General features: G+C 74.0%; 16 protein-coding genes and 1 riboswitch. Of the genes, 4 read left to right on the top strand and 12 right to left on the bottom strand.

The genetic code is table 11. The features are described from left to right. Window positions 1–149 precede the first annotated feature (149 nt). The 3 genes from ACFOSY_RS22530 to ACFOSY_RS22520 all read right to left on the bottom strand — a co-directional run bounded on the left by ACFOSY_RS22530 (window position 150) and on the right by ACFOSY_RS22520 (window position 4883). Entirely contained in the window at window positions 150–587 is a 438-nt protein-coding gene (locus ACFOSY_RS22530; protein ID WP_394309682.1) for a GNAT family N-acetyltransferase, read from the bottom strand. Between the two features lie 869 nt (window positions 588–1456). After that, window positions 1457–4024, bottom strand: a complete 2568-nt coding sequence (locus ACFOSY_RS22525; protein ID WP_394309681.1) for an ABC transporter permease — start codon at window positions 4022–4024, stop codon at window positions 1457–1459. Window positions 4025–4028: 4 nt separating this feature from the next. Further along, window positions 4029–4883, bottom strand: a complete 855-nt coding sequence (locus ACFOSY_RS22520) for an ABC transporter ATP-binding protein (RefSeq protein ID WP_394309679.1) — start codon at window positions 4881–4883, stop codon at window positions 4029–4031. 175 nt (window positions 4884–5058) lie between these two features. Between ACFOSY_RS22520 and ACFOSY_RS22515 the strand changes: the two genes are divergently transcribed. Both ACFOSY_RS22515 and ACFOSY_RS22510 read left to right on the top strand, forming a co-directional pair. Next, complete coding sequence (locus tag ACFOSY_RS22515) at window positions 5059–5298, top strand: hypothetical protein (RefSeq protein WP_006135242.1); 240 nt, start codon at window positions 5059–5061, stop codon at window positions 5296–5298. A 3-nt stretch (window positions 5299–5301) separates the two neighbouring features. After that, window positions 5302–5676, top strand: a complete 375-nt coding sequence (locus ACFOSY_RS22510) for a hypothetical protein (protein ID WP_006135241.1) — start codon at window positions 5302–5304, stop codon at window positions 5674–5676. A 36-nt stretch (window positions 5677–5712) separates the two neighbouring features. Here ACFOSY_RS22510 and ACFOSY_RS22505 read toward each other — a convergent pair whose 3' ends face one another. From ACFOSY_RS22505 to bioB, 4 genes are read right to left on the bottom strand one after another with little or no spacing between them, the layout of a single operon-like run. Further along, the gene (locus tag ACFOSY_RS22505; protein WP_394309677.1) at window positions 5713–6414 is read right to left on the bottom strand and encodes a class I SAM-dependent methyltransferase; all 702 of its coding nucleotides are present in this window, start codon (window positions 6412–6414) and stop codon (window positions 5713–5715) included. 56 nt (window positions 6415–6470) lie between these two features. Then, complete coding sequence (bioD, locus tag ACFOSY_RS22500; protein WP_394309676.1) at window positions 6471–7199, bottom strand: dethiobiotin synthase; 729 nt, start codon at window positions 7197–7199, stop codon at window positions 6471–6473. A 1-nt stretch (window position 7200) separates the two neighbouring features. Then, a complete protein-coding gene (locus ACFOSY_RS22495) occupies window positions 7201–8487 on the bottom strand; it encodes an adenosylmethionine--8-amino-7-oxononanoate transaminase (protein ID WP_394309674.1) in 1287 nt (428 codons plus the stop codon). Next, a complete protein-coding gene (gene bioB / locus ACFOSY_RS22490) occupies window positions 8480–9706 on the bottom strand; it encodes a biotin synthase BioB (RefSeq protein ID WP_394309673.1) in 1227 nt (408 codons plus the stop codon). Before bioB ends, ACFOSY_RS22495 begins: the two co-directional genes overlap by 8 nt. A 147-nt stretch (window positions 9707–9853) precedes the next feature. Between bioB and ACFOSY_RS22485 the strand changes: the two genes are divergently transcribed. Then, complete coding sequence (locus ACFOSY_RS22485) at window positions 9854–10981, top strand: 8-amino-7-oxononanoate synthase (protein ID WP_394309672.1); 1128 nt, start codon at window positions 9854–9856, stop codon at window positions 10979–10981. A gap of 100 nt (window positions 10982–11081) precedes the next feature. Here ACFOSY_RS22485 and ACFOSY_RS22480 read toward each other — a convergent pair whose 3' ends face one another. Beyond that, window positions 11082–11306, bottom strand: a complete 225-nt coding sequence (locus tag ACFOSY_RS22480) for a DUF397 domain-containing protein (RefSeq protein WP_394309671.1) — start codon at window positions 11304–11306, stop codon at window positions 11082–11084. Between the two features lie 9 nt (window positions 11307–11315). After that, window positions 11316–12176 carry a helix-turn-helix domain-containing protein gene (locus ACFOSY_RS22475; protein WP_394309670.1) on the bottom strand — a complete coding sequence of 287 codons (861 nt, stop codon included), beginning with the start codon at window positions 12174–12176 and terminating at the stop codon, window positions 11316–11318. 212 nt (window positions 12177–12388) lie between these two features. Here ACFOSY_RS22475 and ACFOSY_RS22470 point away from each other — a divergent pair, with 212 nt between their 5' ends. Then, on the top strand, window positions 12389–12862 hold the full coding sequence (locus ACFOSY_RS22470; protein ID WP_394309669.1) for an ATP-binding protein: 474 nt from the start codon (window positions 12389–12391) through the stop codon (window positions 12860–12862). Window positions 12863–13031: 169 nt separating this feature from the next. Here the strand turns inward: ACFOSY_RS22470 and ACFOSY_RS22465 are convergent, their stop codons facing one another. From ACFOSY_RS22465 to ACFOSY_RS22455, 3 genes are all read right to left on the bottom strand, one after another. After that, window positions 13032–13505 (bottom strand): C40 family peptidase, encoded by a 474-nt coding sequence (locus ACFOSY_RS22465; protein ID WP_394309668.1) that lies wholly within the window; start codon window positions 13503–13505, stop codon window positions 13032–13034. 3 nt (window positions 13506–13508) lie between these two features. Further along, a riboswitch (cyclic di-AMP (ydaO/yuaA leader) is annotated at window positions 13509–13705 on the bottom strand. A 347-nt stretch (window positions 13706–14052) separates the two neighbouring features. After that, a complete protein-coding gene (locus ACFOSY_RS22460; protein WP_394309667.1) occupies window positions 14053–14358 on the bottom strand; it encodes a hypothetical protein in 306 nt (101 codons plus the stop codon). Window positions 14359–14365: 7 nt separating this feature from the next. Next, entirely contained in the window at window positions 14366–15001 is a 636-nt protein-coding gene (locus tag ACFOSY_RS22455; protein WP_394309666.1) for an ATP-dependent Clp protease proteolytic subunit, read from the bottom strand. Window positions 15002–15029: the final 28 nt, after the last annotated feature.

Raw genomic sequence — 15029 nt, 5'->3', positions numbered from 1 at the left:
CCTCCGTCCCATCGTCGGGCACGGCGGGGCCGTACGCGCGGTGTCGGCAACCGGAGGCGGGGCCACGGGCGGTGACACGACCTTTCACGGAGGGCCGGAGGGCCCTCACCGGGTGGAGGACGGACCAGGGGCGGCCGGCGGGCCGCGGATCACCCGGTCAGGGGCTTCACCCAGCGCCGCCAGCGCTCCTCCGGCGCATACCCCGCCGCGCCCCAGGCATGATGGGCGGTCTCGTTGCGCTGGAGCACCATCGCGTCCGCGCGGCGCCCGCCGAGCGCCACGAACCGCTCCTCTGCGGCGGCCAGCAGGGCCGTGGCGATGCCCTGCCGACGGTGGTCCGGGTGCACCGCCAGGCGGTACAGATGGCACCGCCAGCCGTCGAAGCCCGCGATCACCGTGCCGACCAGCTCACCGCCCCGCTCGGCGAGGATCAGCGCCTCGGGGTCGCGCGCGACCAGCCGCTCCACACCGTCCCGGTCGTCACTGATGCTGGTGCCCTCGGCGGACGTCTTCCAGAAGGCCAGCACGGCATCGAGGTCGCCGGACCCCGCGGCGCGGGTCCGCAGTTCGCTGTGGAGTTCACTCATGGTGCCGATCCCAGCACGGCGGCGGGGGCGTGAGCGCGGAATTCCAGGATGCGGACCAGGGGCCGTCCCGCACGCGGGCCGGCCGACCCACGGAAGTGCCGCCCGGCGGCGCCGCCCCACTCGCGGGCACGGCCCACTCCCGAAAGACGGCTCCCTGCCCGGCCGGCTCCGCCCCGGGACGGCTCCCTGCCGGGCGACTGACCACCGGGCCGCGTCACGCGCCGGCCGGCAGGCAGGCCCGCCGACGGGATGGCCCACTCGCGGAGGTGGCGGCGGCTGGAGGGCCGGCCCACTCGCGGGGCGGCGCACCGGCGGGATGGCCTACTGGCGGATCGGCCCGATCCGGGAGGGCTTGCCGGAGTGGGCCGGCCCGACTCGCGGAGCGGCGGCGTGCTTGCGGGACGGCCGGCTTGGGGGCCACTCACCGCGGCAACGGGACGTTTGCGGGGCGGCTTTCCGGCGGGTCGGGTCGCTGCCGGGTCGGCCCTCTCGGGGAGCCCCCGGAGGGCTCGCTGGTGGGCGGCGCATGGCGATGCTGTGCACTGCCGGGTCGGCCCACTCGCGGGGCAGCTCGACCGCTGGTCGGCACACTGTCGGGCCGGCTCACTGGGGGCGATCCACCCACGGAACGCTTCACCTGTGGGTGGTGCGTGGCGAGGCGGCGCACTGACCGGCCGGCCCGCTTGCGAGGCGGCGCAGTGGCGGGACGGAACGCTCGCGGGTTGGCGCACCGGCGGGAGGCCTTGGTGCCGGGCCGCCTCCCCGGGGACGGCCCGCCCCGGGACGCTTACCGACGGGCCGGCTCACCGGCGGGTCGGCCCGCCCGCGGGGGCCGCTCACCCGCGAGCCGGCTTGCCGGCGAGGCCGGCTCATTCGTGGGTGATCGCCTCCAGCACGTTCATCCGTGACGCCCGCAGCGCCGGCAGCAGGGCCGCCGCCACGCCCACCGCCGCCGATCCGACGACCACCGCCACGACCGTGCCCCACGGGACGGCGAACGCGGTCATGCCCTCCAGGGCCAGCACCTGCTGGATGCACACGCCCCACAGCAGCCCCAGCCCGAGCCCCAGCACCGCGCCGAACACCGCGATCACCACCGACTCCAGCCGGATCATGCGCCGCAGCTGCCGCCGGCCGAGCCCGATCGCCCGCAGCAGGCCGATCTCCCTTGTGCGCTCCACCACCGACAGCGCCAGGGTGTTGACCACGCCCAGCACCGCGATCACGATCGCAAGACCCAGAAGGGCGTACACCAGGTACAGCAGCACGGCGATCTGGTCGTGCACCAGCTCCTTGTAGTCGGCCTGGTCCCGCGCCCGCACCTGCGGGTACGGGTCGAGCGCCGCCTCCAGCCGGTCGCGCAGCTCGTCCGGGGAGGTCCCGGCCGCCGCGTTGACGTACAGCGTGGAGTCCTGGCCGCCCGGCACGTACTCCTCCACGGCCGCGATGCCGAGGAACAGCCCGCCGCGCATCCCGAACCCCTCGCCGCCCTCCATGTCGGTCAGGGCGGCCACCGTGAACTCGGCGCGGCGCCCGCCGGGGAACTCGAGCGGCACCCGGTCGCCCCGGCGTACGCCGTGCTCGGCGGCGAACCCCGCGTCCATGGCGAGACCGCCGTCGGCCAGCGCGGCCGCCGTGCCGCCCTCGGCGTACGTCACCCGGGCGACGTCGTCGACGCCGTCGTCGTACCCCGCGGCGGTGGTCTCGATCCGTTCGCCGTCCGGCAGCCGCACCGCCACCGGCGCGAACCGCTGCCGTACGACCAGGCCCACGCCCTCGGTGTCCCGCACCCGGTCGGTGATCTCCGCCGGGAACGGCATGAAGTTGGCGTTCTGGACGACGAAGTCCGCGCCCAGCGTCTTGTCGATCTGCTCGTCGAAGGACCGGGACATCGACGCGCTGGCCACGGACAGACCGCCCACCAGGGCCAGCCCCACCATCAGCGCGGCGGCCGTCGCCCCGGTACGGCGCGGGTTGCGCAGGGCGTTGCGCTGGCTCATCCGGCCCACCGCGCCGAACACCGCGGGGAAGGCCGCGCCCAGCACCCGGATCACCGGCCGCACCAGCAGCGGGCCCGCGACGACGGTCGCGACCAGGGTGAGCACCACCCCGAGCCCCAGCAGGGACGCCGCCGTCGCCGTGTCCCCGGACAGGACGCAGCCCAGCAGCGCCGCCGCGCCGAGCGCGCCGACGACGCCTCCGGCCACCGCGCGGGCCCGCAGCGGCCGGCCCACGCCGGTCACCTCAGCGTCGGCCAGCGCGGCCATCGGGGACACGGACGCGGCGCGACGGGCCGGGAGGTACGCGGCGACGAAGGTGACGCCCACGCCCACGACGTACGCGGAGACGGGCGTGGCCCAGCCGACGACCATCTCGGTCGTCTTCAGATTCATGCCGAACGCGCTCATCAGCCCGATCAGCCCGAACGCCAGCCCCACCCCGGCCGCCAGACCCACCGTCGAGCCGGCCAGACCCAGCAGCACCGCCTCGGTGAGCACCGACCGCCGCACCTGCCGCCGGTCCGCGCCGAGCGCCCGCAGCAGCCCCAGCTCGCGGGTGCGCTGCGCGATCAGCATCGAGAAGGTGTTGACGATCAGGAACACGCCGACGAGCACGGCGATCCCCGCGAATCCCAGCATCGCGTACTTGATGACGTCGAGGAACGAGCCCAGTTCCTCGGAGGCCGTCTCGGCCACCTCGTCCGCCGTCCGGATCTCGTAGCCGCCGGCGCCGAGTTCCGCCGTGATCCGGCGCTTCAGCTCCGCGTCGGGCACGCCCGGCGCCGCCTCGACGGAGACGCTGGTGGCCCGGTCCGCCGTGCCCAGCAGCCGGGTGGCGGCCACCTCGGGCTCCAGGAACACCAGGGCCGCGCCCGGGTTGGTGGTGGTGAAGGTGGCGATCCCGACCACCTCGACGGCGAACGAACCGGGCTGCGCCTGCACCGTCAGCGTGTCGCCGATCTCCACGCCCTTGGCGTCCGCGGTGTCCGCGTCCAGCACGGCCTCGCCGTCCCCGCGCGGGGTGCGGCCGGAGGTCAGCTCGACCACGCTGCGCTCGGTGACGTGCCAGTCCACGGCGAGGGTCGGGGCGCCGGTCGTCGGGCCCACCGACTCGTTGCGGTCGTCGACGACGGTGACGTTCTCCACCTCGACGTCCGGGTGGGCCGACGCCACGCCCTCGACGCCGCCGAGCCGCCGGGCGAGCCCGGCGGGCACCGTGGCCACGGCGCCGGTCGGCACCGCGGCCTCCAGGTCCTCCCGCGGCTGCACCGTCACATCGGCGGAACTGGAGGCGAACAGCCGGTCGAAGGTACGGCTGACGGTGTCGGAGAAGATCAGACTGCCCGCGACGAACGCGACGGACAGCACGACGGCGAGGGCGGACAGCAACAGCCGCCCCTTGTGCGCGAGAAAGCTCCGCAGGGTCGCCTTCAACACGACGTCAGCCCTCCCCGCCGCCGACCCCGCCGCCCGGCGTACCGCCCGCCTCCCCGTCCCGCGGCGCCGGGGGACGGGGTGTCGCGCGAGCGACGTCGAACCGTTTCATGCGCTCCAGGACCGACTCCGCCGTAGGGCGGTGCGTCTCGTCCACGATGCGGCCGTCCGCCAGGAACAGGACCAGGTCGGAGTGGGCGGCGGCACCGGGGTCGTGGGTGACCATGACCACCGTCTGGCCCAGCCGGTCCACGGCTTCCCGCAGGAAGCCCAGAACCTCGAGGCCGGCCCGGGAGTCGAGGTTGCCGGTCGGTTCGTCGGCGAAGATCAGTTCCGGCCGGGAGGCCAGGGCCCGCGCGCAGGCCACCCGCTGCTGCTGGCCGCCCGACAGCTGCGCGGGCCGGTGCTTGAGCCGGTCCCGCAGGCCCAGCGTGTCGATGACCTGGTCCAGCCACGCCTCGTCGGGTTTCCGCCCGGCGATGTCCATGGGCAGGGTGATGTTCTCGCGGGCGTTCAGCGTGGGGATGAGGTTGAACGACTGGAACATGAAACCGACGCGGTCCCGCCGCAGGCGGGTCAGCTCACGGTCCTTCAGCCCGGTGATCTCCGTGTCGCCGAGCCACACCTGACCGGCGGAGACCGTGTCGAGCCCGGCCAGACAGTGCATCAGCGTGGACTTGCCGGACCCCGAAGGACCCATCACCGCGGTGAAACGACCGCGCGTGATGTCCACGTCCACCGCGTCCAGGGCGATCACCGCCGTCTCGCCCGAGCCGTACGCCTTGGTCAGCCCGCGGGCGCGGGCCGCGGTTCCGTCGGCCGACGCGAGGCCGGGGGCGTGCTCCGCAGCGGGTGTGGACAAGGCCGCCTCCTCCGGTGAACAGCCGGGTCGAGCATGTCGCGCCGAGGGTAAGGCGTACCGGTCCGTCCGGAACATCCCCCGTGAGTGCCGGGTCCCGGAGGCCGATGTAAGGGGCACATAAGCCCGCGGAGCCGTGCGCTTGCCGCTGCTAGCGTCCCGGCGCTAGCTTCGGGGTATGGCGAAGACTCAGCTGAACGTGCGCGTGGACGAGGGCACCGCCCGCGCGGCCCGGGAGCGTGCCCTGGCGCGAGGCATCAGCGTCAACCGCTACATCGAGGAACTCGTCCGGCAGGACACCGGCGAGGCCGGGCGCGCCTTCGTCGAGGCCGCCGCCGACTTCATGAAGCAGTACGAGAGCGTCTTCGCCGAGGAGTTCGGCAGGGACACCGAGGGCACCCGGGAAGGCCGCCGCTGACCCTTGGACCACGTACGCATCGACCTCGCCTGGCTGCTCATGCTCGCCGAGCAGCAGACCCCCGGCGACCCCCAGGTCACCGACTGGGGCGCCCTGATCGCCGCCGTCGCCCGGCACGACGCCGAGATATTCGACGTCCCCGTCTACGACACCCCGCACAGCCGTGCCGCCGCGCTGCTCCAGCTGCTGATCCACGTCCCCGCGCTGGAGCGCTCCAACGCGCTGTTCGCCTCCGCCGTCGCGTACGCCTACCTGGTCGCCAGCGGCCTGAAGGTCGTGATCTCGCCCGAGCAGGTGCGCGACCTGGCCCGCCTGGTCAAGACGGGCGACGCGGACGTCGACACCATCGCGGCCGAACTGCGCCGCTGGTGCGCCTGATACGCCCGAAATGACTGGTGCTCCCGATGCGCCTGATCACCCGCCGCCGGCGCCCGCGTCCCCGACGGGCCGCCACGCGGTGCCGATGACGCAGAACGACTGCGGCAGCGCGGGCCCGTTCTCGGGAATCGTCATGCGCCGGTAGGGGCCCAGCTCGAAGCCCGCCTCCCGCAGCGCCGCGACCGGGTCCCGGGACAGATGGCAGCCGCCCGCCAGCGGCGGCCACAGCGTCCGGTCCAGGGCCCGCTGGGTGGCGTGCATGACGCGTCCGCCGCCCAGGCCGTGCTCGAAGAACCGCAGCTCGCCGCCGGGCCGCAGCACCCGCCGCGCCTCCGCGAGCGCCCGCGGCACGTCCCGCACGCTGCACAGCACCAGCGACAGCACCGCCGCGTCGAACGCCTCGCTCTTCACCGGCAGCGCCTCCGCCACCCCCGGCGCCACGTCCACCGGCACGTCCGCCCGCAGCGCCGCCTCCACGGCCAGCGCGCGCAGCGCCCGCTCCGGCTCCATGGCGACGACCTCCGAGACCGTGCCCGGGTAGTGGGCGAAGTTCAGGCCGTTGCCCGCACCGATCTCGATCACCCGCCCGGACAGGCCGCCGAGCAGTCTGCGCCGTACGTCCGCCATCCCCGCGCGGCTCTCGGCGGCGACGCTGAAGCGGGCGTACCAGCGGGCGAAGACCGGGTGGTGGACGGGATCCCGCACCGCCTGCGCGGAGCGGGTGGACCGCAACTGCATGGGGACCTCCCCGGGTCGGGCCTACGGCGATTCTCCCCGTCGGCCCGCCCGGCGAATCACCGCGCGCGGGCCGGCGCCTCGCGCGTGCGGAAGGCCTCCGCGTCCCAGACGCCCTCCAGCCGGGGCGCCAGCCAGTGCGGGGCGGCGGCCCGGAAGGCGGGCGGGTCCAGGCGTCCCGCGCCCTCGGGAACCGCGCCCAGCAGCGGCACCCCGGTGACGTCCGGCAGGTCCAGCAGGTTGCAGCGGTCCGCGAGCCCCGGGCACTCCGGCCAGCTGCCGATCACCACCCCCGCCGGGTCGAGACCCCGCCCGCGCAGCTCCCGTACCGTCAGCTCCGTGGCGTTGAGGGTGCCGAGCCCCGCGGACGCCACCACCAGGACCGGAGCGCGCAGCAGGTCCGCCGCGTCCGCCAGCGTCCCGCCCGCGGCGTCGAACCGGACCAGCAGGCCGCCCGCGCCCTCCACCAGCACCAGGTCGTGCTCGGTGGCCAGCTTGGCGGCCCGCTCGGCGATCTCGTGCGGATGCACGGGCGCCCGCCCGGCCCGGCGGGCCGCCGTCGCGGGGGCCAGCGGCTCGGGATAGCGGGCCAGTTCGTCCGCCGTGACCGCCCCGGCGAGCCGCGCGACCTCCGCCGCGTCCCCCGGCTCGTCCGGACCGACACCCGTCTGCGCGGCCTTGAGCACCGCCACCGACCGGCCGCCCGCCAGCGCCGTCGCGGCGACCGCGGCCGTCACGACCGTCTTGCCGACCTCGGTGTTCGTGCCCGTCACCACCAGCACCGGCATGTCATCCCTCCTTCGCCGCCGCGCACACCGCGCGGGCGATCCGCGCGACGTCCGCGTCGCCCGTGACGTACGGCGGCATCGTGTACACCAGGTCGCGGAACGGCCGCAGCCAGACGCCCTCCCGCACCGCCGCCCGGGTGGCCGCGGCCAGGTCGACGTCGTGGTCGAGCTGGACGACGCCGATCGCGCCCAGCACCCGTACGTCCCGCACGCCGGGCAGGGCGGCGGCCTCGGCCAGCCCCTCCCGCAGCCCGGACTCGACGCGCTTGACCTCCGCGCGCCAGTCCTGGCCGAGCAGCAGCTCCACGGAGGCGCAGGCCACGGCCGCCGCCAAGGGGTTGCCCATGAAGGTCGGCCCGTGCGCCAGCACCGGCACCTCGCCGCGCGAGATGCCCTCGGCCACGCGCGAGGAGCACAGCGTCGCCGCCATCGTGAGATAACCGCCGGTCAGGGCCTTGCCCACGCACATCACGTCCGGCGAGACGGCCGCGTGCTCCGCCGCGAACAGCGCGCCCGTGCGCCCGAACCCGGTCGCGATCTCGTCGAACACCAGCAGCACGTCGTGCGCGTCGCACGCCTCACGCAGCACCCGCAGATACGCGGGGGAGTGGAACCGCATCCCGCCCGCGCCCTGCACCACCGGCTCCACGATCACCGCGGCCAGCTCATGCGCGTGCCGCCCGATCAGCTCCCGCAGACGGTCCGCGTACGCCTCCTCGTACGGGCCGGGCGGGGCGTCGGCGAAGACCTGGCGCGGCAGCACCCCGGACCACAGGTCGTGCATCCCGCCCTCCGGGTCGCACACCGACATCGGGTGCCAGGTGTCGCCGTGGTAGCCGCCCCGCCAGGTCAGCAGCCTCCGCTTCTCCGGACGGCCCAGCGAACGCCAGTACTGGAGGCACATCTTGACCGCGACCTCGACCGACACCGACCCGGAGTCGGCCAGGAACACATGCTCCAGACCATCAGGAGACATGTCGACAAGGAGCTTCGCCAGCCGTACGGCGGGCTCGTGCGTGAGCCCGCCGAACATCACGTGACTCATCCGGTCCAGCTGGTCGCGGGCGGCCTCGTTCAGCACCGGGTGGTTGTAGCCGTGGATCGCCGACCACCAGGACGACATGCCGTCGACCAGCTCGCCCGAGCCGTCGGCGAGGGTCAGCCGCACCCCGCTCGCCGACGCGACGACGAGCGGTTCCTGACGCCCCGGCATGGGCCCGTACGGATGCCACACATGGCGCCGGTCGAGCTCCAGCAGCGCGGCGACGGACGTGTCGGGCTCAGGCATTGGGCGCGAGGTCCGTTCCGGCGCCCCGGCGGCGCACGGCCACCAGGTCGGGACGCGGCTCGTCGGCGGGGGCGGGCGCGGAGGCGGGGGCCGTCCCGCAGACACCGCCGCCCGCGTGCGCGCCGCAGCCGTCGGCGCCGTCGTGGGACCCGCAGCCGCCGCCGTCGTGCGAGCCGCACGCCCCGCCGCCCGCGTGCGCGCCGCAGCCGCCGGCCGCCCGGTGCTCGGGCAGGGTGACCTCCCCGGCGCCCTCCACCTCGAAGCCGGCGTCCGCGATCATCTCCAGGTCCGCCTTGCCGGCCTGGCCCTCGCTGGTGAGGTAGTCGCCCAGGAAGATCGAGTTGGCCAGGTGCAGCGCGAGCGGCTGCATCGTGCGCAGATGCACCTCACGGCCGCCGGCGATCCGCACCTCGACGTCCGGGCAGACGAACCGCACCATCGCCAGGATGCGCAGGCAGCGCTGCGGCGTCAGGTTCCACTCCTTGGCGAGCGGGGTGCCCTCGAACGGGATCAGGAAGTTGACCGGCACCGAGTCCGGGTCCAGCTCACGCAGCGAGAACACCACGTCGACCAGGTCCTCGTCGGTCTCGCCCATGCCCGCGATCAGCCCGGAGCAGGCGGACAGCCCGGCCGCGTGCGCCTTGCGCACCGTGTCGACCCGGTCGGCGTAGGTGTGCGTGGTCGTGATCTCGCCGTACGTCGACTCGGACGTGTTGAGGTTGTGGTTGTAGGCGTCCGCGCCCGCCTCGCGCAGCCGCTCCGCCTGCCCGTCGGAGAGCAGGCCCAGACAGGCGCACACCTCGACGTCCTCGTTCTGCTCCTTGATCGCCTTGATGGTGTCGGACACCCGGTCCACGTCCCGGTCCGTGGGTCCGCGGCCGCTCGCCACCAGGCACACCCGCTTCGCCCCGCCGGCCAGCCCCGCGGCGGCCGCCCGGGACGCCTCGTCCGGCTTCAGCCACGTGTACTTGAGGATGTCCGCCTTGGAGCCGAGCCGCTGGGAGCAGTAGGAGCAGTCCTCGGGGCACAGCCCGGACTTGAGGTTGACCAGATAGTTGAGTTTCACCCGGCGGCCGAACCAGTGCCGGCGCACCTTCCCGGCCGCCGCCACCACCTCGAGCAGCTCGTCGTCGGTCGTCGCGAGGACGGCCAGCGCCTCGGCCCGTGTCGGCGTCTCGCGCCGAAGCCCCTTGTCCACCAGCGTGTTCAGCAGGTCCATGAGAGCCGATCCTGTCCTACCGGGCCCGTCCTGGCCAAGGAGAGTTCGTACAACAGAGCCGTACGGCGGTGTGGGTATCACCACACCGTGGCGCGGGCGCCCTGCCGCTAATGTCTGTGCACTGCCTACAAATTCCGCGGAGGACCCATGGCGTTCGGCTGGATCGACGAGCAGGCGGAACTGCGCCGCCGCGCCGGGCTCGTCCGCACCCTGCGCCCCCGGCCGGCCGACACGCCGCTCCTCGACCTGGCGAGCAACGACTACCTGGGTCTCGCCCGCCATCCCGAGGTCACCGAGGGGGCCGTGCGGGCGGCCCGCACCTGGGGCGGCGGCGCGACGGGCTCCCGGCTGGTCACCGGCACCACCGAGCTGCACGCCGAACTCGAACGCGAACTCGCCGACTTCTGCGGCTTCGAGGCCGCCCTGGTCCTCTCCTCCGGCTACGCGGCCAACCTCGCGGCCGTCACCGCCCTCGCCCCGCACGGCTCGCTGATCGTCTCCGACGCGGGCAACCACGCCTCGCTGATCGACGGCTGCCGGCTGGCCCGGGGCGCCACGCAGGTGGTGGCGCACCGCGACCCGGACGCCGTGCGCAAGGCGCTGGACGGGCACGAGGGTCCCGCGGTGGCGGTGTCGGACACCGTGTTCTCGGTGGACGGCGACGCGGCGCCGCTCGCCGCGCTGGCCGAGGCGTGCCGGGAGCACGGCGCGGGCCTGGTGCTCGACGACGCGCACGGGCTCGGCGTGCTCGGCGACGGCGGCCGGGGCGCCCCGCACGCGGCGGGGATCGCGGGCGCGGAGGACGTCGTCGTGACGGTGACGCTGTCCAAGTCGCTCGGCAGCCAGGGCGGTGCGGTGCTGGGTCCGGGCCGGGTGATCGCCCATCTGGTCAACGCGGCGCGGACGTTCATCTTCGACACCGGTCTGGCCCCCGCGTCCGCGGGCGCGGCCCTGGCGGCGCTGCGGCTGCTGCGGCGCGAACCCGGGCGTGCGGCGCGGGCCTCCGAGGTCGCGCGCGAGCTGCACGCCCGGCTGACGGCCGCGGGTCTGGAAGCGGTGCGTCCGGACGCCGCGGTCGTCTCCGTGCGCGCTCCCTCCCCGGAGCAGGCGGTGCGTTGGGCGGCCGACTGCCGGGCGGCCGGTCTGTCCGTGGGCTGCTTCCGTCCTCCTTCCGTGCCCGACGGCATCTCACGGCTCAGACTGACCGCCCGGGCGGACCTGTCCGGGGCGGAGATCGAACGCGCTGTACGGGTGATCGGCGACACGCGGCCATGAGTCGGCGGGGCACGGCCGTGCGTCGCGCGAGGTACCGGTGCTCGGTCGGACCGGCCGCACAGGCCGGACGGTCCGGATCAGGGGCAAGGACGGGGCCGGGTCAGCGGACCGTCGTCACGAAGCGCGCCCAGGCGTCGGGGGAGAAGAGCAGTGCGGGCCCGTCGGGGGCCTTGCTGTCGCGCACGGCGAGCAGTCCGGCCGACGGGCCGGCGGCCGGCCGGGCCGTCTCCACGCAGTTGTTCGCCCCCGTGCTGTAGCTGCTGCGCAGCCACCGCACATCGCTGAGGACGAGGCTGGAAGGGATGGTCCGAGGCGGTGCGGGCATCGTGCCTCCTTATACGCCGGCCGCTGCGCCGGCGATGAATTCCGACGATTCCTCGGGTGAAAGGGCGTGGCTCGCCAGGGCCTCGAAGGCCTCCGAGTACGCCCGGAGGTCTTCTTTCCGTTCCAGGTAGTGACTAGTCGTCAGGTGGTCGAGAACCACCACATCCAGGTCAGAAGTGCGCGGAAATGAAAAGATGACGAAAGGACCCGTAACACCGATGTGCGCCCCCGCGCTGAACGGCAGCACCTGCAACCGGACTTGGGGCAGCCGGGATGCCTCGGCCAGCCGCCCCAGCTGACGCGCCATCACCTCGGGACCGCCCACCTCCCGGCGCAGCACGGCCTCGTCCAGGACCGCCCACAGCTCCAGCGGCGGCTCGGCGCGCAGCACGTCCTGCCGTGCCAGCCGCACCTCCACGAGGGCGTCGAGCCGCTCCTCCGACGCGCCCTCCGTGGCCGCCTCCGTCACCGCCCGCGCGTACTCGGGCGTCTGGAGCAGTCCCGGGACCACGGTGGTCTCCAGGGTGCGCATCGCGCTCGCCTGGGACTCCAGGCTGATGAAGTCCCGGTAGGTCGGCGGCAGCACCCCGCGGTACGCGTGCCACCAGTGGTGCCGACCGTCGCCGTCGCCGGTGCCCGACAGCACCAGCAGCAACTCCCGCAACTGCGGATCGTGCACACCGTAGACGTCGAGGAGTAACCGTACGTCGGCCGGTTTCGCCCCGCTCGTGCCCGTCTCGATCCGGCTCACCTTCGACTGGTGCCAGCCCGCCAGCCGGGCCGCGTCGCCGCTCGTGAGTCCGGCCGCCGTGCGCAGCGCGCGCAGTTCGGCGCCCAGTTTCCTGCGGCGCACCGCGGGACCGTGCTGCATGGGCCTCTCCTTACTCCGTCCGGGCCGCCCGGATACGGTCTCCCGTCGCACAGTTCACCGCTTTGAGCGACAGATATATGCATATCTTGGTGGATCGCCGCGCGGCACCCTGCGGTGATGGCACTCTGGCGGCGAAGCACCAGTGCGGGACCGTACTCGAAGCAACCGCTCCGTGTCGGACTGCGGTCCCGTGGGAAAGGGACGACGTCGCCATGGCAGACCATCTGGAAGCATCCGTCACTCTGCCGAGCGATCCCGCCTCGGTCTCCGCCGCGCGGGCCCATGTGGCCGGTGCGCTGGCGGAATGGGGGCTGCCACCGGACGCCGAGCTCTGCGACACCGTGCGCCTGATCGTCTCCGAGCTGGCGACCAACGCGGTGCAGCACACCTTCGGCCAGTCGCCCACGTTCACGGTGGACGTCGTCCTGGTCCGCGACGAGCGGGTGCACATCGGGGTGACGGACAGTCACCCCCGTTTTCCCAAGCGGCTGCCCGCGGCGGTCCAGCAGGACAACGGGCGCGGCCTGGTCATCATCCGCTGGCTGACCGCGGAGTGCGGCGGCCGGCTGAGAATCCGCCCCACGCGTGAGGGCGGCAAGACGGTCGCCGTCGAGCTGCCGTGGCCCGGCGCCGCGACCGGCCGGCCGGCGGAGACGGTCATCGCGGCGGCGCGGCAGGAGCCGTGACACCACCTCATACATGGGCGCGCGGCTCCGGAGGCTCGTGAGGGCCCGGGGCGCCTCGTCCTGAGGACACGGCCGCCGGGCCCCTGCGGGAGGCCGTGCGGGCGCTGGGCCCGCACGGCCGGAAGCGGCCCGGCGGCGGCGCTCCCGCGGGCGCCGCCGCCACCGCCCGTCACTTCACGCGGCCGTACCAGACGCTCTTGGTCCAGATCTTCTGGAGCCGCACCACGTCCCCGGTCTTCGGGGCATGCCAGATCCTGTTCTGACCCGCGTAGATCCCGACGTGGTACACGTAGCTGCCCGAGTGGAAGAACACCAGGTCCCCGGCCTTACGGCTGCTCTTGGAGATGTGGCGTGTCTTGTTGTACTGCTGCGCGGCCGTACGGGGGAGCTTCTTCCCCGCCTTCTTGAACGAGTACAGCGTCAGACCCGAGCAGTCGAACCGGTTCGGTCCGGTCGCCCCCCACTGGTACGGCGATCCCTTCTTGGACGCCGCGACCTTCAGGGCCTTGGTGCCCACGGTCGCCGCGGCGGCCTCCCCGGCCGCTCCCGGTACCACGATCGAGCCGCCCACGGCGGCGAGGGTGAGGGCCGAGGCCGTGCCGGCCCGGGCCATGAGAGACGGGACACGATTGAGCGCACTCATGCGCAACCCTTCGTCAGCCGCCTGTGAAGGATGACCTGTCGGATTCGGGCTGGCGAAGTAGCCCGGCCGCTGACGCGGCTTCACCCCAAGGGCTGCTCGGAACGCACATCGCGTACGTGCCGGCGACCCGTCGTGCTTGGGTCCTCCACTCCTGCCGATCCACTCCTGTCGACCGGTCATCCGGGCGGCGGCAGGACTCGGCGTCCGCCCGGATCGCCCCGCCGCGGCGGCGGGGTCTTGTCGTCAGTCAGGGATCTTGACCCATGGCGCGATCGATTTCCCAACGGAACGGGGGGTTTGTGTTGTTACTCACCACTCACCCGTTCGGGTGGACAGTCGTCCGTTCGAGTCGCCGTCAAGAGGGCCTGGGAGGCCAGGACCAGGGGTGGAATGGTCACGTCCGCCCCTCGGCGGGGCGGGGTGCGCAAGTGCGACGGCTCCAAAAAAGGAGGTTCGTCTACGCCGGACGGGGGTAAGCCGTTCGGTCCGTTTCAACTCGTCGCAGGGTGTGTCGTCGAGCGGGCCCGCCGCTGCGGGCCCGCTCGGCTCAACGTCCCGTCCTCGGCGGCAGCGTGACCCTGGCCGTACGCCGCTCGCCGTCCAGCACCCGCAGGGCGCGCGCCAGGGTCTCGGCGTGCAGCTCGGTCTCGCCGCGACGGTGCATCAGGGCCAGCGCGTCGCGCAGCGCGACCGCCTTGGCGACCAGTGCCTGGGCCGCGCGCAGGCTCCGGTAGGTGTCGCCGCCCTGGGCAGGGTTGACCCGGCCGAGCAGGTCCACGGCCTCCAGGTAGCGGTCGATCAGCTCGGCCTCGGCCCGGGTCAGCGCGGGCAGCGGCGGCAGTTCCGGCAGCATGCGCGGCTCACCTCGCGCCGGTCGCGGTGCGGGCGTCCCGGTGGTGCGGCACGATCCGGTCGGCGAGGCCGTACTCCACGGCGGCCCGCGCGTCGAGGACCAGCTCCCGCTCCAGGTCCGCACGCACCCGGTCCACGGTCCTGCCGGTGTGCCGGGCCAGCATCTCCTCCGTACGGGCCCTGATCCGGGCCAGCTCGTCGGCCTGGATGGCCAGGTCGCTCGCGCTGCCCTCCACCGGCTCGGGCAGAGCGGGCTGACGGAGCACCAGCCGGGAGCCCGGCAGGACGTACCGCTTGCCAGGGGTGCCGGCGGCCAGCAGCAGCGCGGCCGTCCCCTCCGCGCGGCCCAGGCAGACCGTCTCCACGTCGCAGGAGATGTACGTGAGCGTGTCGTGCAGCGCGGACAGGGCGTGGAAGGGGCCGCCGGGGGAGTTGACGTACAGCGAGACGTCGCGGTCCGGGGCGTGGTGCTCCAGGTGCATGAGCTGGGCCGTCACGTCGTTGGCCGCGGTCTCGTCGAGCGGCGTGCCCAGGACGACGATCCGCTCCTCGAGCAGCCGCGCGTACGGATCGGACGTCCGGTGCCCGGCTGCCATGTGTTGGGTGAACTCGGGCAGGACGTGGCGGGCGGGCGGTCGCGTCATGATGCCCTCCTGTCTCGTTGTCTGTAAA

It is taken from the genome of Streptomyces lusitanus, assembly GCF_042647945.1.
In the GTDB taxonomy this organism is placed as follows: Bacteria; Actinomycetota; Actinomycetes; order Streptomycetales; family Streptomycetaceae; genus Streptomyces; species Streptomyces pseudogriseolus.
This window is presented reverse-complemented; position numbering and strand designations above follow the sequence as displayed.

What these genes read in the sequence shown, in the direction of transcription:
- ACFOSY_RS22530 (WP_394309682.1), bottom strand. Translation starts at nt 587, where the DNA reads ATGAGTGAACTCCACAGCGAACTGCGGACCCGCGCCGCGGGGTCCGGC.
- ACFOSY_RS22515 (WP_006135242.1), top strand. Translation starts at nt 5,059, where the DNA reads ATGGCGAAGACTCAGCTGAACGTGCGCGTGGACGAGGGCACCGCCCGC.
- ACFOSY_RS22505 (WP_394309677.1), bottom strand. Translation starts at nt 6,414, where the DNA reads ATGCAGTTGCGGTCCACCCGCTCCGCGCAGGCGGTGCGGGATCCCGTC.
- bioD (WP_394309676.1), bottom strand. Translation starts at nt 7,199, where the DNA reads ATGCCGGTGCTGGTGGTGACGGGCACGAACACCGAGGTCGGCAAGACG.
- ACFOSY_RS22495 (WP_394309674.1), bottom strand. Translation starts at nt 8,487, where the DNA reads ATGCCTGAGCCCGACACGTCCGTCGCCGCGCTGCTGGAGCTCGACCGG.
- bioB (WP_394309673.1), bottom strand. Translation starts at nt 9,706, where the DNA reads ATGGACCTGCTGAACACGCTGGTGGACAAGGGGCTTCGGCGCGAGACG.
- ACFOSY_RS22485 (WP_394309672.1), top strand. Translation starts at nt 9,854, where the DNA reads ATGGCGTTCGGCTGGATCGACGAGCAGGCGGAACTGCGCCGCCGCGCC.
- ACFOSY_RS22480 (WP_394309671.1), bottom strand. Translation starts at nt 11,306, where the DNA reads ATGCCCGCACCGCCTCGGACCATCCCTTCCAGCCTCGTCCTCAGCGAT.
- ACFOSY_RS22475 (WP_394309670.1), bottom strand. Translation starts at nt 12,176, where the DNA reads ATGCAGCACGGTCCCGCGGTGCGCCGCAGGAAACTGGGCGCCGAACTG.
- ACFOSY_RS22470 (WP_394309669.1), top strand. Translation starts at nt 12,389, where the DNA reads ATGGCAGACCATCTGGAAGCATCCGTCACTCTGCCGAGCGATCCCGCC.
- ACFOSY_RS22465 (WP_394309668.1), bottom strand. Translation starts at nt 13,505, where the DNA reads ATGAGTGCGCTCAATCGTGTCCCGTCTCTCATGGCCCGGGCCGGCACG.
- ACFOSY_RS22460 (WP_394309667.1), bottom strand. Translation starts at nt 14,358, where the DNA reads ATGCTGCCGGAACTGCCGCCGCTGCCCGCGCTGACCCGGGCCGAGGCC.
- ACFOSY_RS22455 (WP_394309666.1), bottom strand. Translation starts at nt 15,001, where the DNA reads ATGACGCGACCGCCCGCCCGCCACGTCCTGCCCGAGTTCACCCAACAC.